This is a genomic window from Streptomyces galbus (assembly GCF_005280195.1).
In the GTDB taxonomy this organism is placed as follows: Bacteria; Actinomycetota; Actinomycetes; order Streptomycetales; family Streptomycetaceae; genus Streptomyces; species Streptomyces galbus.
This window is the reverse complement of the sequence record NZ_SZPR01000017.1, coordinates 1-21,879: the sequence shown is the minus strand read 5'-3', so window position 1 is coordinate 21,879 and position 21,879 is coordinate 1. Positions and strand designations below refer to the sequence as shown.

Genomic DNA, 21,879 nt, shown 5'->3' with positions numbered 1-21,879 from the left:
ATACAAATGGGCGTGCTGGTGCTCAGGTGTTCTTTCCGACCAGCGCATAGGTCTGTGTCGCGATCTCCAGTTCCTCGTCCGTCGGCACCACGGCGACCGCCACCCGCGCGGCGTCGGGCGAGACGATCCGCGGCCGGTCGCTCCGCACGGCGTTGCGCTCCGGGTCCACCGCCAGGCCCAGGCCCTCCAGGCCCGCGACGGCCGCCTCCCGCACCGGGGCCGCGTTCTCGCCGACCCCGGCGGTGAACGCCACGGCGTCCACCGTGCCGAGAACGGCGTAATAGGCGCCGATGTACTTCTTCAACCGGTGCACGTAAATGTCGAAGGCGAGTGAGGCGGCTTCGTCGCCCCCGTCGATCCGCCGGCGGATCTCCCGCATGTCGTTGTCCCCGCACAGACCGAACAGACCGCTCCTCTTGTTGAGGAGAGTGTCGATCTCGTCCATGGACATTCCGCCAACACGCGCCAAATGGAAGATGACCGCCGGATCCAGATCACCGGAGCGCGTACCCATCACCAGCCCCTCCAAAGGCGTCAGCCCCATGGAGGTGTCCACGCAGCGGCCGCCCCGCACGGCCGACGCGGACGCGCCGTTGCCCAGGTGGAGCACGATCACGTTGACGTCCTCGGGCGCCCGGCCCAGCAGCTCGGCGGTCGCCCGGGAGACGTACGCGTGCGAGGTGCCGTGGAAGCCGTAGCGGCGGATGCGGTGCCGGTCGGCGATCCTCGGGTCGATCGCGTACCGCGCCGCCGACTCCGGCATGGTGGTGTGGAACGCCGTGTCGAACACCGCGACCTGCGGCAGGTCCGGGCGCAGCGCCCGCGCGGTGCGGATGCCCGTGAGGTTGGCCGGGTTGTGCAGGGGCGCGACCGGGATCAGCCGCTCGATCTCGGCGATCACCGCGTCGTCGACGACGGTGGGCTCGGTGAAGAACATCCCGCCGTGCACCACCCGGTGCCCGATCGCGGCCAGGTCGGGGGAGTCCAGGCCCAGACCGTCCCGGGAGAGCTCCTGCGCGACGGCCTTCAGCGCGGCGTCGTGGTCGGCGATGGGGCCCTCGGCCTCCCGCACGTCCCCGCCGGACGCCAGCGGGGTGTGCTTCAGCCGGGAGGTCTGCTCACCGATCCGCTCGACGAGGCCCGCCGCCAGCCGGCTGCCGTCGCGCATGTCGAGCAACTGGTACTTCAGCGACGAGGAGCCGGAGTTGAGGACGAGGACGCGCGTGCCGCGGGTGCCGGTCACTGCTGGGCTGCCTTCTCGAGCGGGGACTGGGCCTGGATCGCCGTGATGGCGACGGTGTTGACGATGTCCTGGACCAGGGCGCCCCGGGACAGGTCGTTGACCGGCTTGCGCAGCCCCTGGAGCACCGGGCCGACCGCGATCGCGCCGGCCGAGCGCTGCACGGCCTTGTAGGTGTTGTTGCCGGTGTTCAGGTCCGGGAAGATCAGCACGCTCGCCTGCCCGGCCACCTCCGAGCCCGGCAGCTTGGTGGCCGCGACGGTCGGCTCCACGGCCGCGTCGTACTGGATCGGCCCCTCGATCTTCAGGTCGGGCCGGCGCTCGCGCACCAGCTCCGTCGCCTCGCGCACCTTGTCGACGTCCGCGCCGGAGCCGGACGTGCCGGTCGAGTACGACAGCATCGCGATCCGCGGCTCCACGCCGAACTGCTCGGCCGTCGCCGCCGACTGGATGGCGATGTCGGCGAGCTGCCGGGCGTCCGGGTCGGGGTTGACCGCGCAGTCGCCGTAGACGAGGACCTTGTCCGCCAGGCACATGAAGAACACGGAGGAGACGATCGACGCCTCCGGCTTGGTCTTGATGATCTCGAACGCGGGCCGGATCGTGGCCGCCGTGGAGTGCACCGACCCCGACACCATGCCGTCGGCCAGGCCCTCCTGGACCATCAGCGTGCCGAAGTAGTTCACGTCCGAGACGACGTCGTGGGCCAGCTCCACCGTCACGCCCCGGTGGGCGCGCAGCGTCGCGTACCGCTCGGCGAAGCGGTCGCGCAGCTCGCTGGTCGCCGGGTCGATCAGCTCGCAGTCGCCGAGGTCGATGCCGAGGTCGGCGGCCTGCTTGCGGATCCGGTCGACCGGGCCCAGCAGGGTCAGGTCGCACACCCCGCGGCGCAGCAGCACCTCCGCCGCGTGCAGCACCCGCTCCTCGGTGCCCTCGGGCAGCACGACCCGCCGCCGGTCCGCGCGGGCCCGCTCCAGCAGCTTGTGCTCGAACATCATCGGCGTGACCCGGTCGCTGCTGGGCGCCGAGACCCGCCGCAGCAGGTCGGTGGTGTCGACGTACCGCTCGAACAGGCCGAGGGCGGTCTCCGCCTTGCGCGGGGTGGCCGCGTTCAGCTTGCCCTCCAGGGAGAAGAGCTGCTCGGCGGTGGGGAAGCTGTTGCCGGACACCGACAGCACCGGCGTGCCCGGGGCGAGGCGGGCCGCGAGGGTGAGGATGGCGTCGCCCGGCACCTCGTCGAGGGTGAGCAGCACCCCGGCGATCGGCGGGGTGCCGGCGCTGTGCGCGGCCAGCGAGCCCACCACCAGGTCGGCCCGGTCGCCCGGGGTCACGACCAGGCAGCCGGGGGTCAGGGCGGCGAGGAAGTTCGGCAGCATCGCCCCGCCGAACACGAAGTCCAGCGCGTCCCGCGCCAGGCCCGAGTCGTCGCCGAGCACCACCCGCGCGCCGAGCGCGTGGCTGATCTGGGCGACGGTCGGCGCGGACAGCGCGGGCTCGTCGGGCAGCACCCAGCAGGGGACCGGCAGCCGGCCCGCGAGCCGCTCGGCGAGGGCCTCCCGGTCCTCGCGGGCCACCCGGTTGGCGACCATGGCGAGCACGTCGCAGCCCAGGCCGTCGTAGGCGCGGAAGGCGTTGCGGGTCTCGGCCAGCACCGACTCGGCGCTCTGCTTGCGGCCGCCGACCACCGGGATCACCGACGCGCCGAACTCGTTGGCCAGCCGGGCGTTCAGGGACAGCTCGTCCGGGAGCTGGGTGTCGGCGAAGTCGGTGCCGAGGACGAGGACCACGTCGTAGTCCCGGGCGACCAGGTGGAACCGGTCGACCAGCGTCGAGACCAGCTCGTCGGTGCCCCGCTCGGCCTGCAGGACGGACGCCTCCTGGTAGTCCATGCCGTAGACGGTCGCCGGGTCCTGGGACAGCCGGTAGCGCGCACGCAGCAGGTCGAACAGCCGGTCCGGGCCGTCGTGGACGAGCGGGCGGAAGACGCCCACCCGGTCGACCTGCCGGGTCAGCAGCTCCATGACCCCCAGCTCGACGACCTGGCGGCCGTCGCCGCGGTCGATACCGGTGACGTACACGCTGCGCGTCACGTGCGCTCTCCGTTCCCTCTCCGTCACGAACATCGCCCACCGAGGTGAGCAGAACCCTCTTGACAGTACCCCCGGGCCCAGTTAAGGCGCCCGTCAGTCCGGGCCGGTGGCTCGCCGCACCGGTCCGGCGGGCATGAAAGAATCGGTCGCGGCTCACCGGTCCCCACAGCGAGCAGGAGACACAGCACGATGCGCATCGGAGTTCTCACCGCAGGCGGCGACTGCCCCGGCCTGAACGCAGTGATCCGGTCGGTCGTGCACCGAGCGGTCGCGCACTACGGCGACGAGGTGATCGGCTTCGAGGACGGCTACGCGGGACTGCTGGACGGCCGTTACCGCGGCCTCGACCTCAACGCGGTCAGCGGCATCCTGGCGCGCGGCGGCACCATCCTCGGCTCCTCCCGGCTGGAGCGCGACCGGCTGCGCGAGGCCTGCGAGAACGCCTCCGACATCATGCGGGACTTCGGCATCGACGCCCTCATCCCGATCGGCGGCGAGGGCACGCTGACCGCCGCGCGCATGCTGTACGACGCGGGCCTGCCGGTCGTCGGCGTCCCGAAGACGATCGACAACGACATCTCCTCCACGGACCGCACCTTCGGCTTCGACACCGCCGTCGGCGTCGCCACCGAGGCGATGGACCGCCTGAAGACGACCGCCGAGTCCCACCAGCGCGTGATGGTCGTCGAGGTCATGGGCCGCCACGCCGGCTGGATCGCCCTGGAGTCCGGCATGGCCGCCGGCGCCCACGGCATCTGCCTGCCGGAACGCCCCTTCGACCCGGCCGACCTGGTCACGATGGTCGAGGAGCGCTTCTCCCGCGGCAAGAAGTTCGCCGTCATCTGCGTTGCCGAGGGCGCCCACCCCGCCGAGGGCACCATGGACTACGGCAAGGGCGAGATCGACCAGTTCGGCCACGAGCGCTTCCAGGGCATCGGCACGGCCCTGGCGTACGAGCTGGAGAAGCGGCTCGGCAAGGAGGCCCGCCCGGTCATCCTCGGCCACGTCCAGCGCGGCGGCACGCCCACGGCCTACGACCGCGTCCTCGCCACCCGCTTCGGCTGGCACGCGGTGGAGGCCGCGCACCGGGGCGAGTTCGGGCGGATGACCGCGCTGCGCGGCACCGACATCGTGATGGTGCCGCTGGCGGAGGCGGTCACGGAGCTGAAGACGGTGCCCAAGGACCGGATGGACGAGGCCGAGTCGGTCTTCTAGGAACTCCGTCCCTCAGGCTTCGTACGGGTCCGGGGCGCCCTCCGCCCCGGCGGTCGACCAGAAGGTCGCGACGATCCCGTCGAGGTACGCGCGTCCCGCGGCGCTGGAGTCGGCGGTGCCGCCGCCCCAGCTCAGGGTGGCGGCCATGTGCCCCTGGTAGTCCTGGTGCAGTTCCTGCAGGGTGCGCTCCAGGACCCGCCGGTCCAGCGGCACGATCCGCGCCACCGGACGCACGTACGCCTGCCAGCGCGACTCCACCGCCCGGCGCAGCAGTTCGGCGAGCTGCGCCTCCCGGCCCGTGACGGTCACCAGGTCCGGCAGGGACAGCGCGAGCACCTGCGCGAGGGCGGCCGTCTGCCGTTCGGTGCCGCGCCACGGTCCGCCCTCCTCCGCCCGCAGGTACGCGGCCAGCGGCAGCCCGGCGGCCCGGGCGACGTCCTGCGGGGCCAGGGAGCGGGCCACGCGGTGCTCGCGCAGGGTGCGGGGCCGGCCGATGAGTTCACCGGGGGAGCACCACAGCACCCCCGCGAGCGCGGTGAGTTCGGAGCTGTCCGGGGTGAGCGTGCCGCGCTCCCAGGCCATCACCAGGTCCGGGGTGGCGTGGGCGAGGCCGTAGGAGACCCGCAGGCCGTGGGCGACGTGGTCGGGGCCCATGCCGAGCGCCGCGCGCAGGCGCCGGGCCGCGAGGCCGTCGAACGGCGGGCCCGGCCGGGACGGGTGGGGTGAGGGTCGGTGCACGGGGGCCACCGTAGGGGCGCCCACGAGAGGTGACCACGGTCTGTTCCGACACAATCACCGCTTGGAGGAACGTACGGCGGCGCGTGGCGTCCGGTGGGCGCCCCGCGCCTCAGCGTGCGGCGCCGGCCCCCGGCACCCACCGGTACACCAGCTCCGGCCGCCCCACCTGCCCGTACAGCGGCCTGCGTTCGGCCCGGCCCGTCTCCACCAGGTGCTCCAGGTAGCGGCGGGCGGTGATCCGGGAGATGCCCACCGCCTCGGCGACCCCGGCCGCGGTCATCCCCTCCGCCGCCCGGCGCACCGCTCCCGTCACCCGCTCCAGCGTCGGCCCGCTCAGCCCCTTGGGCAGCGCCACGGGTCCGGGGGCGCGCAGCGCCGCCAGCGCGCGGTCCACCTCGTCCTGGCCGCTTGCCTCGCCGGCCGCGCCGCGGAACTCGGCGTAGCGCACCAGCCGGTCCCGCAGCGTGGCGAAGGTGAAGGGCTTGAGCACGTACTGCACCACGCCCAGGGAGACGCCCTCGCGCACCACGGTCAGGTCGCGCGCGGAGGTCACCGCTATGACGTCCGCCCGGTACCCGGCCGCCCGCAGCGAGCGCGCGAGCTGCAGGCCGTGCCCGTCCGGCAGGTGCAGGTCGAGGAGCAGCAGGTCGACCTCCGTGCGGTCCAGCAGCCGCCTGGCCTCCGCGCCGGTGTGCGCCTTGCCGACCGCGACGAAGCCCGGCACCCGGCCCACGTACAGCACGTGCGCGTCCGCGGCCACCGGGTCGTCCTCGACGACCAGGACCCGGATCGGCTGGTCCCCCGTCACGCGCCGCCTCCCCTCACCCGCGCGGAGGGAACGGCCGCCCGCAGCGGCAGCCGCACCACGAACTCGGCACCGCCCCCCTCGGCCGCGGACACCGACAGGTGCCCCGCGTGCCGGTGCACGGCCTGCCGCACCAGGGCCAGTCCCAGGCCCCGGCCCCCCGGACCGGACGGCTTGGTGGAGAAGCCGCGCTGGAAGACCAGGTCGGCGTGGCCGCCGTCCACCCCGGGCCCGGTGTCGGCGACCTTCAGCACCAGCTCACCGTCGGGTGCCCGCGTCGCGTACGCCGTCACCGTGACCCGCGCCCGCGTGCTGCCCTGGGCCGCGTCCACCGCGTTGTCGACGAGGTTGCCGAGGATCGTCACCAGGTCCCGGGCCGACAGGCTCTCCGGGAGCACGCCGTCGTCGAGGCGGCTGTCCCCGGAGACCACCAGCTCCACGCCCCGCTCGTTGGCCTGGGCCGTCTTGCCCAGCAGCAGGGCGGCCAGCACCGGTTCGCTCACCGCCGCGACCACCTGGTCGGTGAGCGCCTGCGCCAGCTCCAGTTCGGCCGTGGCGAACTCCACCGCCTCCTCGGCCCGGCCCAGCTCGATCAGGGAGACCACCGTGTGCAGGCGGTTCGCCGCCTCGTGCGCCTGGGAGCGCAGGGCCTGGGTGAAGCCCCGCTCGGAGTCCAGCTCGCCCATGAGGGACTGCAGTTCGGTCACGTCCCGCAGGGTCGCGACGGTGCCGCGGCGCTCACCGCCCGACACCGGGGAGGTGTTGACCACCAGCACCCGGTCGGCGGTCAGGTGCACCTCGTCCACCCGTGGCTCCGACGACAGCAGCGCCCCGGTCAGCGGCGCGGGCAGCCCCAGGTCCGCCACCGAGCTGCCGACCACGTCGCCCGCCACGCCCAGCAGCTCGCGCCCGCCGTCGTTGATCAGCGCCACCCGGAACTGCCCGTCCAGCATCAGCAGTCCCTCGCGCACCGCGTGCAGGGCCGCCTGGTGGTAGTCGTGCATCCGGCTCAGCTCGGTCGCGTTCATGCCGTGGGTGTGGCGCCGCAGCCGGGCGTTGACGACGTACGTCCCCACCGCGCCGAGGGCCAGCGCGCCCGCCGCCCAGCCGACCAGCGCCGTCACCTGGCCGCGCACCCGCTCGCTGATCGCCTCGACCTTGATGCCGGCGCTGACCAGGCCGATGATCCGCTTGTCGTCGTCCTCGATCGGGGTGACGGCGCGGACCGAGGCGCCGAGGGTGCCGGTGTAGGTCTCGGTGAAGGTCTCGCCGCGCAGCGCGCGCCCGGTGTTGCCGAGGAAGTGCCGGCCTATCTCCGACTCCACCGGGTGCGTCCAGCGGATGCCCCGCGGGTCCATGATCGTGACGAAGTCGACGTCCGTGTCCCGCATGACGCGCAGCGCGTACGGCTGGAGCTCCCGGCTGGGGTGGGGGGTGCGGATCGCCGCGCGGACCGAGGGGGAGTCCGCGACCGCGCGGGCCACCGCGGTCGCCTGCCGGCCCGCCGCGTCCTGCGCCTGCCGCTGGTCGCTGACGTACATGAACAGCGCGTATCCCGTGACGACGACCGCGATCAGCACGGCCTGCACGGCGAAGAGCTGGCCGGCCAGGCTGCGGGGGCGGGGGAGCGGGATGCGCATGCGGTCAGTGTGCCCCTGACCTCCGCCGCGCACTAAATGGCCTGCGGCGTGAACTCAATGAACGGAAGGGTGACCGCCCTCACAGGGGCAGCCATAGTCACGGCTATCCCCCACAGCCCGGACGTGAGCCGCACGCCGGTGATGCCGACGAAGACGTCAAGGAGGGCAGCCGTGGCCGCCAGCACCCCCGATACGGCACCAGCCGCTCCCGCCGCCCGGCGGGACCGCACCCACTACCTGTACATCGCGGTGATCGTCGCGGTCGCCATCGGCATCGTGGTCGGTCTCGCCGCCCCCGACTTCGCCGTGGAGCTGAAGCCGATCGGCACCGGGTTCGTGAACCTGATCAAGATGATGATCTCGCCGATCATCTTCTGCACGATCGTGCTGGGCATCGGGTCGGTCCGCAAGGCGACGAAGGTCGGTGCCGTCGGCGGTATCGCGCTGGTCTACTTCCTGGTCATGTCGCTGGTCGCGCTCGCCATCGGCCTGGTCGTCGGCAACATCCTGGAGCCGGGCACCGGGCTCGCCGTCACGGACGCGGTGAAGGAGACCGGCCAGGCGCAGGTCTCGCCGGAGGCCAAGGACACCACCGAGTTCCTGCTCGGCATCATCCCGACCACGATCGTGTCCGCGTTCACCGAGGGCGAGGTCCTGCAGACCCTGCTGGTCGCCCTGCTCTGCGGCTTCGCGCTGCAGGCCATGGGCAGCGCCGGGCGGCCGGTCCTGCGCGGCGTCGAGCACATCCAGCGGCTGGTCTTCCGCGTCCTGGCCATGATCATGTGGGCGGCCCCGATCGGTGCCTTCGGCGCCATGGCCGCGGTCGTCGGCTCGGCCGGCGTGGACGCGCTGAAGAGCCTCGCCGTGCTGATGCTCGGCTTCTACGTGACCTGTTTCCTCTTCGTGTTCGTCGTCCTCGGCGCGCTGCTGCGGGTGGTCGCCGGGCTGAACGTCCTCACCTTCTTCAAGTACCTGGGCCGCGAGTTCCTGCTGATCCTGTCCACCTCCTCCTCCGAGTCGGCGCTGCCGCGGCTCATCGCGAAGATGGAGCACCTGGGCGTCAGCAAGCCCGTGGTCGGCATCACCGTGCCGACCGGCTACTCCTTCAACCTCGACGGCACCATGATCTACATGACCATGGCGTCACTGTTCATCGCCGACGCCATGGGCACGCCGATGTCGGTCGGCGAGCAGATCCCGCTGCTGCTGTTCCTGCTGGTGGCCTCGAAGGGCGCCGCCGGTGTCACCGGCGCGGGCCTGGCCACCCTGGCCGGCGGTCTGCAGTCGCACAAGCCCGCCCTGGTGGACGGCATCGGCCTGATCGTCGGCATCGACCGCTTCATGAGCGAGGCCCGCGCGCTGACCAACTTCGCGGGCAACGCCATCGCGACCGTGCTGGTCGGCACGTGGACCAAGGAGATCGACAGGGAGCGCGTCGGACGCGTCCTCGCCGGTGAACTCCCCTTCGACGAGAAGACCCTGCTGGACGACCACGCGGCGGCACCCGCCACGGACGCACCCGAGCAGCACGAGGACGGCGAGAAGGAACTCGCCCGCGCCTGACCCCGGACGCCCGCCCTCCCCGACTCCGGATGCCCGGCCCCGCCTGAACCGGGGCCGGGCATCCGGCTCTTGCGGCCGCTCCGTCACACCGAGCGCTCCGGCCAGCGTCTGCCCCACTCCTTGACCACGCGGTCGCCGACGTCGAGCGAGCGGTACGTGCTGCCGTTCACCTCGATGCTGAGCTCGCGTCCCTCGTCGGTGCGGATGCGCATCACGTAGCGGCCCGTGGGGCCGTAGGTACCGGTCGACGTGCTCACCCCCCGGCCGATGACCTCCCCGGTGTAGGTCTCCTTGCTCTCGGCGAACCCGCGCGCGGCGATCATCGCCAGGACCAGGGCGAGCGGGCTGAAGGTGAGGAGCAGGACGACGGTGTGCGGCATGGGCGACCCCCCTGCGTCGGCGACGGCAAGAACCGTCCACGGCAGCGTACCGGCCCGGTCGGCGACAGCCCAGGAGGCTTGCACAGAGGGGGAGTTGGGCCGCAGTGCGGGGTGAGGGGCGGCGGCTCGTGGCCCGGGCCGGACCGGCGGGGCCGTCACGCGGGTGAGGAGCTGACCTCCGACACCAGTGCCGCGGCCGCCGAGGCGGGCATGCCCGCCGCTGTCAGTACCGTGACCGCGGCGGAGCGGCCCGCCTCCCGCGTGCCCAGCAGGCCGTCGTTCACCGCCTCCATCAGCGCGAACAGGATCTGTTCGTGCACGTACGCCAGCGCCGGGGCGGGCAGGGCCGAGGCGAACGTGCCCTCGTCGAGGCCCTGCTGGAGCAGCCGCACGCTGTTCTCCCGCACGGGGGAGAGGCGTTCGCGGATGCCCTGCATGGTGACCGTGCGCTGGGCCAGCGCGACCAGCAGGCGGTAGCGGTCGGCGATCTCCCACACCGACAGCACCGAGCGGGCCACCGCCTCGGCCGGGTCGGCCACGCCCTCGCGGCCCGCGGCGTGCGCGGCGGCCAGCGCCTCCACCGCGTCGTCGACGAGCGTGCTGATCAGCGCCTCCCGGCTCGGGAAGTGGCCGTAGACGGTGCGCCGTACGACACCGGCGGCGCGCGCGATCTGGTCCATGGACGCGTCGGGGTCGCGCAGCAGCTCGGCGAGGGCGACGTCGAGGATGCGGCGCCGGTTGAGGTCGGCGCGGCTGGTGTTACCCGTGGTCATGACGGCCATTGTGCCCGCCCGTGGCCGCGGCACCCGCCCGGCGTTCCCCGTCCTTCCCTCCCTCGTGCTCCCGCCCCCACCCCGCTACTTGCACAGTGCTGTGCAACGGGCGTACATTGCACAGTGTTGTGCAATTACCCAGTGGTGTGCACTCATCGGCCGCACCCCGCCGTGTACCCGTCACGAGGAAGGCGATCCCTGCCATGCGACTCGTCGCGAACGAACCGGTCGAGAGGATGGAACGGCCCTACGCCCGGCGCTGGTGGGCGCTGCTCGTCCTCTGCCTGAGCCTGCTGATCATCGTCATGGCGAACACCGCCCTGACGGTCGCCGCGCCCGACATGACCGCGGACCTCGGTCTGTCCAGCGCCGACCTGCAGTGGGTCATCGACGGCTACACCGTCCCGTACGCGGCGCTGATGCTGCTGCTCGGCGCGATCGGCGACAAGTACAGCCGCCGCGGGGCGTTGGTCCTCGGGCTGCTGGTGTTCGCCGGCGGGGCCGTCGGCGGCTGGCTGGCCGACAGCTCGACGCAGGTCATCGCGGCCCGCGCCGTCATGGGCGTCGGCGCGGCGCTCATCATGCCCGCCACGCTCTCCCTGCTCGCCGCGACCTTCCCGCGCGCCGAGCGCGCCAAGGCCATCACCCTGTGGACCGCCACCGCCGGCCTCGCCATCGCCGCCGGCCCGCTGGTCGCCGGGGCGCTGCTGGAGCACCACGGCTGGTCCTCCACCTTCCTCATCAACGTGCCGGTCGCGGCCGTCGCCCTGGTGGGCGCCTTCGTCCTCGTCCCGCCGTCGCGGGCCGGGCACCACGACCGGATCGACTACGTCGGCGGGCTGCTGTCGGTGGTCTGGATCGGCTCGCTGGTCTACATGATCATCGAGGGCCCGCACTTCGGCTGGGGCGCCAAGGCCGTCACCGCTGCGGTCGTCGCGGGCGTGGGCCTGGTCGCGTTCGTCCTGTGGGAGCTGCGCCACCCGCACCCCGTGCTGGACGTCCGCCGCTTCGCCGACCGCCGCTTCGCGGGCTCCAACCTCGCCGTGGCCCTGTTCTTCCTCGCCGTCTTCGGCGCCTTCTACTACCTGACCCAGCACCTGCAGTTCGTCCTCGGCTACGACGCCTTCGACACCGGCCTGCGCATGCTGCCGCTCGCCGGCGCGGTCTTCGCCGGCTCGGCCCTGACCGGCTACCTCACCCCGCGCGTCGGCATGAAGTGGACGGTCACCGCGGGCATGGTCGGCGGCACGGTAGCCCTCGCCCTGCTCACCCGGGTCGACGCGGGCTCGTCGTACGGCGACTTCCTCGCCCCGCTGATCGTGCTGGGCCTGGCCATCGGCCTCGCCCTGTCGCCCTGCACCGACGCCATCATGGGCGCCTTCCCGGAGTCCGAGCTGGGCGTCGGCGGCGCCGTGAACGACACCTCGCTGGAGCTCGGCGGCTCGCTCGGCATCGCGATCCTCGGCTCCCTGCTCGGTACGTCGTACTCCGACCACCTCGGGAACGCGGCCCGGGGCGCCGACCTGCCCGCCGGCACCCTCGCCACCGCCCAGGACTCCGTGGGCGCCGGGTACGCGGTCGCCGAGGGCGTCGGGCACAAGGCGCAGCAGCTCGCCGCGCAGGCGGCACAGGCCACCGACCCGCGGCAGGCGGCCGAGCTGAAGGGCCAGGCCCAGCACCTGGCCGGGGCCGCGCGGCAGATGACCGACGCGGTCGCCTCCTCCTTCTCCGACGCGGTCGCCCACACCAGCCTCGTCGGTGCGGTGATCCTGGGCGCCGGCACGCTCCTGGTCGCCCTGCTGCTGCCGCGCAAGGCCCGCCAGGAGGGCACGACCGGCGCGTCGCAGGGCCCGGACACGGCCCGGGGCGCGGACCAGGGCAACGCGGCGCAGGACGAGGACCGGCAGGACGGCACCGCGCCCGGCGAGCAGGTCGGCGAGCGGCCCGGCAAGCAGTCCGGCAAGCAGTCCGGCACCGCCCGCCTCGGCTGAACCGGCCGGTCCCCGCTGCCCCCGGGGGCTGCCCGTCCTCACCGGCCTCTTGCCCGCCTCCACCAGCGTGCCGCGCCTGTTCAGGGCGCGGCACGTCGGCAGGAGGCACCGGGGGAGGGCAAAACCGGCGGCCAGGACAGCCGTCGCGCTGCGATACTGCGCGGGTGATCAACATGCCTGCCGCCGTGCTGGATTCGCTGTACGGGCTCGCCTTCGGCGACGCGTTCGGCGACCGCTGGTTCGCGATCCTGCGCAAGGACGGGCCGGCAGCCCTGCAGGCGCGGACGCTGCCCGGGGAACCGCTCTGGCGGTGGAGTGACGACACCGCTCAGGCGATCGTGCTCGTCCGGGAGCTCGCCGAGGGCGCGGGCACCGTCGACCAGGACCGTCTGGCCCTGCGCCTCGCGGCGGCCTACGCCGAGGACACGCACCGCGGCTACGGAGCCTCGATGCACGACGTGCTGCGCCGCATCGGGGCGGGCGAGCCCTGGCAGGACGTGGTCGCCGGACAGTTCGGCGGCCAGGGCTCCTGGGGCAACGGCGCGGCCATGCGCACCGCCCCGCTCGGGGCCTGGCACGCTGCCGACCTCGATGCGGTCGCCGAGCAGGCCGCCCGCCAGGCCGTGGTCTCGCACCACCACCCGGAGGCGGTCACCGGAGCGGTGGCGGTCGCCCTGGCCGCGGCGCTGGCGACCCGCAGCCGGGGCGGCCCCGTTCCGGCCGGACCGGACTTCCTGCGGGCGGTCGCCGAACGGCTCCCCGACAGCGACGTGCGGTCGGGCGTGCGGATCGCGGCCCGGATGCCGGAGCGCACCTCGGTGCGGCACGCCGCGGAGGTGCTGGGCTCCGGCTACCGGATGTCGGGGCCCGACACCGTCCCGTTCGCCCTGTGGTGCGCGGCGGGGCACCTCGACGACCTGCAGGAGGGCCTGTGGGTCACGGTCGCCGGGGAGGGCGACATCGACACCACCTGCGCCATCGCGGGCGGGGTCATCGCCGCCCGCACCGGCGTCGCCGCCCTTCCTCCCGCCTGGCACGAGGCCCTCGAACCGCTGCCCCCGGTCGACCGGGCCCCGCGTCCGTCCTTGCCTTGACGTCGGCGTCAAGTCGTACGGTCGGGGACATGCGAATCGGCGAACTGGCCGCACGGACCGGCACCACGACGCGGACGCTGCGCTACTACGAGTCGCGCGGTCTGCTGCCCGCGCGGCGCGACGACCTGGGGCACCGGACCTACGACGAGAGCGACGTGGAGCTGCTGCGGCAGATCCGCACGCTGCGCGACTTCGGGTTCGACCTGGAGGAGACGCGGCCGTTCGTGGAGTGCCTGCGGGCCGGACACCCGGAGGGTGACTCCTGTCCGGCCTCGCTGGCGGTCTACCGGCGCAAGCTCGCCGAGCTCGACGCGCTGATCGGGGAGTTGCAGGCGGTGCGGGCGACGATCGCCGTGCGGCTGGCGTCGACCGACGGCGAGCCACCGTTGTGCGAACTGGGAGGACAGGAACTGTGAGCGTGACCGAGGTGACGGACGCCGATTTCGCGGCGCAGGTGATCGGCTCCGCATTGCCGGTGCTGGTGGAGTTCACCGCCGACTGGTGCCCGCCGTGCCGGCAGATGGGGCCGGTGCTCACGGCCCTCGCCGCCGAGGAGGGGGAGCGGCTGAAGGTCGTCCAGCTCGACGTGGACGCCAATCCGGAGACCACCAACCACTACAAGGTGCTCTCGATGCCGACCTTCATGGTCTTCCGTGCCGGGGAGCCGGTGAAGGCGATGGTGGGCGCCCGCCCGAAGCGGCGGCTGCTGGCGGAGATCGAGGACGCCCTCTGAGGCGTCCCCGCCGCAGCACCCCCGTCCCGGACCGGGACGAAAGAAATCCCCCGGGCGCAATTGCGTCCGGGGGATTTCTTTGCGTATATTGAATGGTTCGCGACTTAGGGAATTCCGGTCGCGGAGAAGTTCAGTGACCACAGTATATCCGGCCGGGAGCGGAATTGTCAAACACCGAATTTCCACACGGTGAAATGCGGGACGAGCAGGAATTCATCGACGAGCTGTACGCGCGCGTGGACGCCCTGCGCGGGGACACCGAGGCCGGGGTAACGGACGCGCTCGCCCAGGGCAACACCCCCATGCAGGCCCGGCTCGAACGGGACATCCTGGTCGCCGAGCGCTCCGGGCTGCTGGCCGCGCTGAACGCCGTGGACGGCTCGCTGTGCTTCGGCCGGATCGACCTGACCTCCGGCACCACCCACCACATCGGCCGCATCGGGCTGCGCACCGACGACGCCGACCGCACCCCGGTCCTCATCGACTGGCGCGCCGACGTCGCCCGCCCCTTCTACCTGGCCACCGGCCATACCCCGCTGGGCCTGCGCCGCCGCCGGCACATCAGCACCCAGGGCCGCCGCGTCACCGCCCTGCACGACGAGATCCTCGACCTCGGCGACGCCACCCGCACCGGGTACGAGGACCCGACCGGCGACGCCGTCCTGCTCGCCGCGCTCGACTCCGCGCGCACCGGCCGGATGGGCGACATCGTGCAGACCATCCAGGCCGAGCAGGACGAGATCATCCGGGCGCCGCACCGGGGCGTGCTGGTCGTCGAGGGCGGCCCCGGCACCGGCAAGACCGCCGTCGCCCTGCACCGGGCCGCCTACCTCCTCTACGAGCACCGCGAACTGCTCGCCAAGCGGGCCGTGCTCATCGTCGGGCCCAACCCCGCCTTCCTCGGCTACATCGGGGAGGTGCTGCCCTCCCTCGGCGAGACCGGTGTGCTCCTCGCGACGGTCGGCGAGCTGTACCCGGGGGTCCGCGCGACGGCGGCCGACACCCCGCAGGCGGCCGCCGTGAAGGGCCGCGCCGACATGGCCGACGTCCTCGCCGCCGTCGTCCGCGACCGCCAGGCGCTGCCCGACCCCGTCCTCACCGTCGAGCACGACCGCGAGATCCTGATGCTCGACGACGGCCTGGTCAACGTCGCCCGCGAACGCACCCGTGCCACCGGACTGCCCCACAACGCGGCCCGCGAGCACTTCGAGGGCCACCTCCTGAACACCCTCACCGAGCTGTACGCCGAGCGCGTCGGCACCGACCCCTACGACGGCTCCAGCCTGCTCGACGCGAGCGACGTCACCCAGATCCGCGACGAACTCGCCGAGAACCCGGCCGTCTGGTCGGCCGTGGACCAGCTCTGGCCGGTGCTCAGCCCGCAGCGGCTGGTCGCCGACTTCCTCGCCGCCCCCGAGGGCTACCTCGACGACGCGGACGCGGCCGCCGTCCGCCGCCCGGTGACCCGCGCCTGGACCGTGGCCGACGTACCGCTGCTCGACGAGGCCGCCGAACTCCTCGGCGAGGACGACCGCGCCGCGCGGGACCGCGCCGCGCGCGAGCGCTCCGCCCAGGTGGCCTACGCACAGGGCGTCCTCGACGTCTCCTACGCCTCGCGCACCTACGAGTTCGAGGACAAGGAGGAGGACGATCCCGAGGGGTCCGAGGTGCTGTCGGCGCACGACATCATCGACGCCGAACGCTTCGCCGAACGGCACGAGGAGGCCGACCACCGCAGCGCCGCCGAGCGCGCCGCCGCCGACCGCACCTGGGCGTTCGGGCACATCATCGTCGACGAGGCGCAGGAGCTGTCCCCGATGGCCTGGCGGCTGCTGATGCGGCGCAGCCCCACCCGGTCCATGACCCTGGTCGGCGACCCCGCGCAGACCGCGGAGGCGGCCGGCGTCGGCTCCTGGGAGGACATCCTCCAGCCGTACGTCCAGGACCGCTGGGAGCTCACCCGGCTCGGCGTCAACTACCGCACCCCGGCCGAGATCATGGAGGTCGCCGCGGCGGTCGTGCGCGCCGAGCACCCCGGCTTCGAACCGCCCGGCTCGGTGCGCTCCACGGGCGTGCGGCCCTGGGCGCGCGCCACCGCCGACCTGCCCGGCGCGGTCGCCGAGGCCGTCGCGGAGCTGACCCCCGCCGAGGGACGCCTCGCCGTGATCGCCCCACGTGACCTGCACCGCCGCCTCGCCGCCCGGCTGGACGGCGTGACGGCGGGCGCCGACCCCGACCTGACCCGCACGGTGGTGCTGCTCGACCCCCGCCAGTCCAAGGGCCTGGAGTTCGACTCCGTGCTGGTGGTGGAGCCGGCCGCGTACGGCACCAGCGACCTGTACGTGGCCCTGACCCGGGCCACCCAGCGGCTCGGTGTCGTCCACACCGGGGACCTGCCCCCGGCCCTGGCCGAGGCGCTCGCCCGGCGGGAGGGGTGAGCCGGGGACGGCCCGGGAGCGAGGACGCTCCCGGGCCGTCCCGGGCGGGTCAGGCGGGGCGCAGCCAGACCGTCGCGAGCGGGGGCAGGGTCAGGCGGATGCTCGCCGGGCGGCCGTGCCACGGGTGCGGCTCCGGCTTGACCGGGTGGGGGTTGGTGACGTCGCTGCCGCCGTAGCGGGCCTCGTCGGTGTTCAGGACCTCGTGCCAGGCCGGCACGTCGTCGGGGACACCGAGGCGGTAGTCCGGGCGCACCACGGCGGAGAAGTTGCTGACCGCGAGCAGCGGGTTGCGGTCGGCGTCGTAGCGCAGGAACGCGATCACGTTGTCCTCGGACGCGTCGCCCACCACCCACTGGAAGCCGGCCGGCTCGGTGTCCTGCTCCCACAGGGCCGGGGTGGCACGGTAGACCGCGTTGAGGTCGCGGACCAGGTCGCGCACACCGCGGTGGTCGGCCTCGGCGCCGTAGGCCGGGTCGAGCAGCCACCAGTCCGGGCCGTGCGCCTCGGACCACTCGGCGCCCTGGGCGAACTCCTGGCCCATGAAGAGCAGTTGCTTGCCGGGGTGGGACCACATGAAGCCGAGGTAGGCGCGGTGGCCGGCGCGCTGCTGCCACCAGTCGCCGGGCATCTTCGACACCAGTGAGCCCTTGCCGTGCACCACCTCGTCGTGGCTGATGGGCAGCACGTAGTTCTCGCTGTAGGCGTACACCATCGAGAACGTCATCTCGTGGTGGTGGTACTTGCGGTGCACCGGCTCGTGGCTCATGTACTGCAGCGAGTCGTGCATCCAGCCCATGTTCCACTTCAGCCCGAAGCCCAGCCCGCCGAAGCCGCTCGGGCCCCGGTGGTGGGTGGCCCGGGTGACGCCGTCCCACGCGGTCGACTCCTCCGCGACGGTCACCACGCCCGGGCAGCGCCGGTACACCGTGGCGTTCATCTCCTGCAGGAACGCCACCGCGTCCAGGTTCTCCCGGCCGCCGTGCTCGTTGGGCGTCCACTGGCCCGGCTCGCGCGAGTAGTCCAGGTAGAGCATCGAGGCGACCGCGTCCACGCGCAGCCCGTCGATGTGGAACTCCTGGCACCAGTACACCGCGTTGGCGACGAGGAAGTTGCGCACCTCGCGGCGCCCGAAGTCGAACTCCAGCGTGCCCCAGTCAGGGTGGGCCGCCCGCAGCGGGTCCTCGTGCTCGTACAGCGGGCGCCCGTCGAACTCCGCCAGCGCCCACGCGTCGCGCGGGAAGTGGGCCGGGACCCAGTCCATCAGGACGCCGATGCCGGCCTGGTGGAGCCGGTCGACCAGGTACCGGAAGTCGTCCGGGGTGCCGAGCCGGGCCGTCGGCGCGTAGAAGCCGGTGACCTGGTAGCCCCAGGAGCCGCCGAAGGGGTGCTCGGCGACCGGCATCAACTCCACGTGCGTGAAGCCCAGTTCCTTGACGTAGGCGGGGAGCTGCTCGGCGAGCTGGCGGTAGGTCAGGCCCGGCCGCCAGGAGGGCAGGTGCACCTCGTAGATGGACAACGGCGCTTCGTGCGCCGGACGTTCGGCGCGCCGTGCCAGCCACTCGGCGTCGTCCCACTCGTACTGCGAGGAGGTCACGATCGACGACGTGGCCGGCGGGACCTCGGTACGGCGGGCCAGCGGGTCGGCGCGCAGGGTGTGCGAGCCGTCGGGCCGGGCGATGTCAAACTTGTACAGCTCGCCCTCGCCGATGCCGGGCACGAACAGCTCCCACACGCCCGAGGAGCCCAGCGAGCGCATCGGATGGCCGGTGCCGTCCCAGAAGTTGAAGGTGCCGGTCACCCGCACGCCGCGCGCGTTCGGCGCCCACACCGAGAAGCGGGTGCCGCGCACGCCCTCGTGGGTCATCGGGTGCGCCCCGAGCACCGTCCACAGGTCCTCGTGCCGGCCCTCGCCGATCAGGTGCAGGTCCAGCTCACCGAGCGTGGGCAGGAAGCGGTAGGCGTCCTCGACCTCCTGGACCGTCTCCTCGTACGTCACGACGAGCCGGTAGGCCGGGACCTCGCGCAGCGGCAGCACGCCGGAGAAGAACCCGTCGCCCTCGTCGTGCAGGTCGGCCCGTACCTCACCGGCCAGCACGGCGACCGCCCGCGCGTACGGCCGGAACGCCCGGAAGAGGACGCCGTCCTCCACCGGGTGGGCGCCGAGCAGCCCGTGCGGATCGTGGTGCGTGCCGGTCAGCAGCCGGTCCCGGTCGTAGGCGGTGAGCGCGGGGGAGACGGCGGCCTCGACGGGGGTGGGTCCGGCCGCGACGGCCGCCGGCCCCTCTCCCGCGGCCGGCACCGACTCGCCCGCCACGGCGGGCGTGGGCTCAGGTGCGGCGGCCGGCGCGGTCGCCACGACCGGAGCCTTCTCGGCCGGCGTGGCCTTCTTGGCCGTGGCGGCCTTCTTGACGGCTGTGGCCTTCTTGGCCGGCGTGGCCTTCTTCGCCGTGGCGGTCTTCTTCACCGCTGTGGCCTTCTTCGCCGGGGCCGCCTTCTCGACCGGTGTGGCCTTCTTCGCGGGGGCCCGCTTGGCGGCCGCCTTCTTCACGGCCGCCTGCCCGGCGGCCGTCTCCTCGGCCACGGGCTCCTTCGCGGCGGGCGTCCTCCCGGCGGCGGCCTCCTTGACCGCGGCGGCCTTCCTGGCGGCGGTCTCCTTCACGGCGGCCGTCGTCCTGGCGGCCGTCTCCCTGACCGCGGCCGTCCCCTTGGCGGCGGCCTCCTTCGCCACCGCCGCCGTCCCCGTCAGCGGATCCGTCGTCCGGGCCGGAGCCTTCTTCGCCGTCGTCGCCTTCTTCGCCGGGGCCTTCTTCACCGCGGCCTTCTTCGCGACGGCCTTCTTCGCGACCGCCTTCTTCACGGTCGCCGTCTCCCCGGCCGCCGCCTTCACGGCGGTCCGCTTCGCCGCCGTGGTGGTCGTCTTCGCGGCCGTCTTCCCGGCCACGGGCGCCGCGGCCTTCGCCGTGGTGGTCTTCTTCGCGACCGCGGAGGTCTTCTTCGCCGCGGCCTTCTTCGCGACCGCCTTCTTCGCCACCGCCTGTCCGGCACTCTGCGCAGGCGCCGCGGAGGCCGCGGTCTTCGAGGTCTTCGCGGTCTTCGCCGGCTGCACGGCCTTCGCGATCTTCTCGGCTGTCTTCTTGACCGCCGCCTTCTTCGAGTCCTTCGGGTTCGAGCCGCTGGACGAGGGGCTGGGAGTCACGGACGAAGCCTCCTGGGCGAAGCTGAGATGACGGCTGGGGAACGGCTAGGACGGGTCCGACGCGGCGAGCCGCCGGACCGCGGAGAGCGGCACGGGGAGCCAGTCGGGACGGTGGCGGGCCTCGTAGACGACCTCGTACACCGCCTTGTCGGTCTCGAAGGCCCGCAGCAGCACCGGGTCGGTGCGCGGGTCCACGCCGGAGACCTCGGCGTATCCGGTGCAGTACGCGGCACGGCAGGCCGCCGCCCAGCCGGGCGCCGGGCTCTCCGCGGAGTGGGCCGCGTAGTCGAAGGACCGCAGCATTCCCGCGACGTCCCGCTCGATCGGCTGCGGCATCCGCCGCTCGGCCAGCGGCCGGGCCGGTTCGCCCTCGAAGTCGATTAGCGACCACTCGCCGGAGGCGGACCGCAGGCACTGCCCGAGGTGCAGGTCGCCGTGCACGCGCTGCGCGGTCCAGGTGTGGCCCTCGGCGGCGAGGTCGGCCAGCGCCGTGTAGGCGGTGCGCAGACCGGGCGCGTACGGCCGGAGCGCCGGGACCGCCTGCGCGGCCTGCTCCAGCCGCTCGATCATGCCGGCCACCAGCGGGTCCACGTGGGCGTGGCCCAGGGTGGTGGTGGGCAGGGCCCGGGCCAGCGCGGTGTGCACCTCGGCCGTGGCCCGCCCGAGGGCCCGCGCCTCCCCGGCGAAGTCCTCGTCCTTGGCGAGCCGGCGCAGTGCCAGCTCCCAGCCGTCCGCCGCGCCCTGCACGAACGGCTGGAGCACGCCGAGGACGTACGGCTCACCGCCGAGTTCGGCCTGCATCCACGCGGTCGGCGGCGGAACCCGGTGGCAGCCCTCGCGGGCCAGCGCCAGGGGCAGCTCCAGGTCCGGGTTGATGCCGGGCACCACGCGGCGCAGGAGCTTCAGGATGAACGTATCTCCATAGATGACGGACGAGTTCGACTGCTCGGACGTCACGCGGCGGGGCACGAGCCCCGCCCGTATCTCCTGGGTCGGGTCCCGGTCGCAGCGCAGGGCGCCGATCCGCGCGCCGGAGCGCAGGGCCTCCAGCAGCACCTCGGCGGGCCGGGTGTCGTACAGGGCGTCGTAGATCGTGGTGCCGGCCAGCGGACCCTCGGTCACGTGGCCGATGAGCGCGGGCGCGAGGTGCGGGGGCAGGGCCTCGCGGGCGCCGATGAGCAACTGGTAGCAGTCGCCGGGCACCGTGCCCTGGTGCGGGGCGGCCTGGTGGGCGCGCACCAGCAGGTGGTGCAGGCCCAGCGGGCCGCCGGCCGGCAGCAGCTCGGTGGCCGCGACCAGCGAGAAACCCGTGACGGGCCGGCCCTTGCCGGCGAACCAGCGCTGGCGCGGCAGCCATTCCCGCAACAACGGGTCGAGTGACGCGAGTAGGCCGGGGCCCGTCGTCAGGGTACGAGTGGTGACCGTTTCCGCCATGGCGTCACGTCCCTTCCCGGGGCGGTCGGGGTGTTATTAGTGCGTGCCCCGGGCAGGGCGGAGGAAACCGCCCTGCCCGGGGTCCGTGCCTGTGAGGTGCGTCCCTCCGCCTACGCGCCTTCCCTGCGCAGCCGGAACCAGTAGAAGCCGTGGCCCGCCAGGGTGAGCAGGTAGGGCAGCTCGCCGATGGCGGGGAAGCGCACCCCGCCGAACAGCTCGACCGGGTGGCGGCCGTGGAAACGGCTGAGGTCCAGCTCGGTGGGCTGGGCGAAGCGGGAGAAGTTGTGCACGCACAGCACGAGGTCGTCCTCGTACTCCCGCAGGAACGCCAGCACCGCCGGGTTCGACGACGGCAGCTCGGTGTAGCTGCCGAGGCCGAACGCCGGGTTCTGCTTGCGGATCTCGATCATGCGGCGGGTCCAGTGCAGCAACGACGAGGGGCTGCTCATGGACGCCTCGACGTTGGTGACCTGGTAGCCGTACACCGGGTCCATGATCGTGGGCAGGTAGAGGCGGCCGGGGTCGCTGGAGGAGAAGCCGGCGTTGCGG

Annotated in this window: 18 protein-coding genes; 8 read left to right on the top strand and 10 right to left on the bottom strand. The window is 73.3% G+C overall.

Going from position 1 to position 21,879, the window contains the following annotated elements:
• Positions 1-22: 22 nt before the first annotated feature.
• Positions 23-1,243 (bottom strand): acetate kinase, encoded by a 1,221-nt coding sequence (locus tag E4U92_RS19575; RefSeq protein ID WP_137301745.1) that lies wholly within the window; start codon positions 1,241-1,243, stop codon positions 23-25.
• Complete coding sequence (pta, locus tag E4U92_RS19570; protein ID WP_137301744.1) at positions 1,240-3,330, bottom strand: phosphate acetyltransferase; 2,091 nt, start codon at positions 3,328-3,330, stop codon at positions 1,240-1,242. Before pta ends, E4U92_RS19575 begins: the two co-directional genes overlap by 4 nt.
• Before the next feature lie 189 nt (positions 3,331-3,519).
• On the opposite strand from pta, the gene E4U92_RS19565 reads away from it, so the two are divergent.
• The gene (locus E4U92_RS19565) at positions 3,520-4,545 is read left to right on the top strand and encodes an ATP-dependent 6-phosphofructokinase (RefSeq protein ID WP_137301743.1); all 1,026 of its coding nucleotides are present in this window, start codon (positions 3,520-3,522) and stop codon (positions 4,543-4,545) included.
• 12 nt (positions 4,546-4,557) lie between these two features.
• Here E4U92_RS19565 and E4U92_RS19560 read toward each other — a convergent pair whose 3' ends face one another.
• The 3 genes from E4U92_RS19560 to E4U92_RS19550 form a co-directional block, all read right to left on the bottom strand.
• Complete coding sequence (locus tag E4U92_RS19560) at positions 4,558-5,283, bottom strand: XRE family transcriptional regulator (protein WP_373311574.1); 726 nt, start codon at positions 5,281-5,283, stop codon at positions 4,558-4,560.
• A 109-nt stretch (positions 5,284-5,392) separates the two neighbouring features.
• Entirely contained in the window at positions 5,393-6,091 is a 699-nt protein-coding gene (locus E4U92_RS19555) for a response regulator (RefSeq protein WP_137301742.1), read from the bottom strand.
• On the bottom strand, positions 6,088-7,728 hold the full coding sequence (locus E4U92_RS19550; protein WP_137301741.1) for a sensor histidine kinase: 1,641 nt from the start codon (positions 7,726-7,728) through the stop codon (positions 6,088-6,090). Before E4U92_RS19550 ends, E4U92_RS19555 begins: the two co-directional genes overlap by 4 nt.
• Positions 7,729-7,899: 171 nt before the next feature.
• Between E4U92_RS19550 and E4U92_RS19545 the strand changes: the two genes are divergently transcribed.
• Positions 7,900-9,291, top strand: coding sequence for a cation:dicarboxylate symporter family transporter (locus E4U92_RS19545; protein WP_241681780.1), 1,392 nt, complete (start codon positions 7,900-7,902; stop codon positions 9,289-9,291).
• Positions 9,292-9,374: 83 nt separating this feature from the next.
• Here the strand turns inward: E4U92_RS19545 and E4U92_RS19540 are convergent, their stop codons facing one another.
• Together E4U92_RS19540 and E4U92_RS19535 are read right to left on the bottom strand one after the other, a co-directional pair.
• Positions 9,375-9,671: a DUF7489 domain-containing protein gene (locus E4U92_RS19540; protein ID WP_137301740.1), complete on the bottom strand. Its 297-nt coding sequence runs from the start codon at positions 9,669-9,671 to the stop codon at positions 9,375-9,377.
• A gap of 155 nt (positions 9,672-9,826) precedes the next feature.
• On the bottom strand, positions 9,827-10,453 hold the full coding sequence (locus tag E4U92_RS19535; protein WP_137301739.1) for a TetR/AcrR family transcriptional regulator: 627 nt from the start codon (positions 10,451-10,453) through the stop codon (positions 9,827-9,829).
• A gap of 194 nt (positions 10,454-10,647) precedes the next feature.
• On the opposite strand from E4U92_RS19535, the gene E4U92_RS19530 reads away from it, so the two are divergent.
• From E4U92_RS19530 to E4U92_RS19510, 5 genes are all read left to right on the top strand, one after another.
• Positions 10,648-12,435: an MFS transporter gene (locus tag E4U92_RS19530; RefSeq protein ID WP_137301738.1), complete on the top strand. Its 1,788-nt coding sequence runs from the start codon at positions 10,648-10,650 to the stop codon at positions 12,433-12,435.
• 173 nt (positions 12,436-12,608) lie between these two features.
• A complete protein-coding gene (locus E4U92_RS19525) occupies positions 12,609-13,529 on the top strand; it encodes an ADP-ribosylglycohydrolase family protein (protein WP_137301996.1) in 921 nt (306 codons plus the stop codon).
• A 29-nt stretch (positions 13,530-13,558) separates the two neighbouring features.
• Positions 13,559-13,945: a MerR family transcriptional regulator gene (locus E4U92_RS19520; RefSeq protein ID WP_137301737.1), complete on the top strand. Its 387-nt coding sequence runs from the start codon at positions 13,559-13,561 to the stop codon at positions 13,943-13,945.
• 2 nt (positions 13,946-13,947) lie between these two features.
• On the top strand, positions 13,948-14,262 hold the full coding sequence (locus E4U92_RS19515; RefSeq protein ID WP_137301736.1) for a thioredoxin family protein: 315 nt from the start codon (positions 13,948-13,950) through the stop codon (positions 14,260-14,262).
• Positions 14,263-14,456: 194 nt separating this feature from the next.
• Positions 14,457-16,700, top strand: a complete 2,244-nt coding sequence (locus E4U92_RS19510) for a HelD family protein (RefSeq protein WP_137301735.1) — start codon at positions 14,457-14,459, stop codon at positions 16,698-16,700.
• A gap of 49 nt (positions 16,701-16,749) precedes the next feature.
• On the opposite strand, the gene glgB is transcribed toward E4U92_RS19510, so the two are convergent.
• Positions 16,750-19,359: a 1,4-alpha-glucan branching enzyme gene (glgB, locus tag E4U92_RS19505; RefSeq protein WP_229862848.1), complete on the bottom strand. Its 2,610-nt coding sequence runs from the start codon at positions 19,357-19,359 to the stop codon at positions 16,750-16,752.
• Between glgB and E4U92_RS36685 the strand changes: the two genes are divergently transcribed.
• Positions 19,322-19,927 carry a hypothetical protein gene (locus tag E4U92_RS36685; protein WP_168725158.1) on the top strand — a complete coding sequence of 202 codons (606 nt, stop codon included), beginning with the start codon at positions 19,322-19,324 and terminating at the stop codon, positions 19,925-19,927. The two genes, glgB and E4U92_RS36685, sit on opposite strands and share 38 nt — an antisense overlap.
• A gap of 14 nt (positions 19,928-19,941) precedes the next feature.
• On the opposite strand, the gene E4U92_RS19495 is transcribed toward E4U92_RS36685, so the two are convergent.
• Positions 19,942-21,330: a maltokinase N-terminal cap-like domain-containing protein gene (locus E4U92_RS19495; protein WP_137301734.1), complete on the bottom strand. Its 1,389-nt coding sequence runs from the start codon at positions 21,328-21,330 to the stop codon at positions 19,942-19,944.
• Positions 21,331-21,440: 110 nt separating this feature from the next.
• Positions 21,441-21,879: alpha-glucosidase C-terminal domain-containing protein (locus E4U92_RS19490; RefSeq protein ID WP_174863944.1), on the bottom strand; the 439-nt coding region annotated here is incomplete at its 5' end.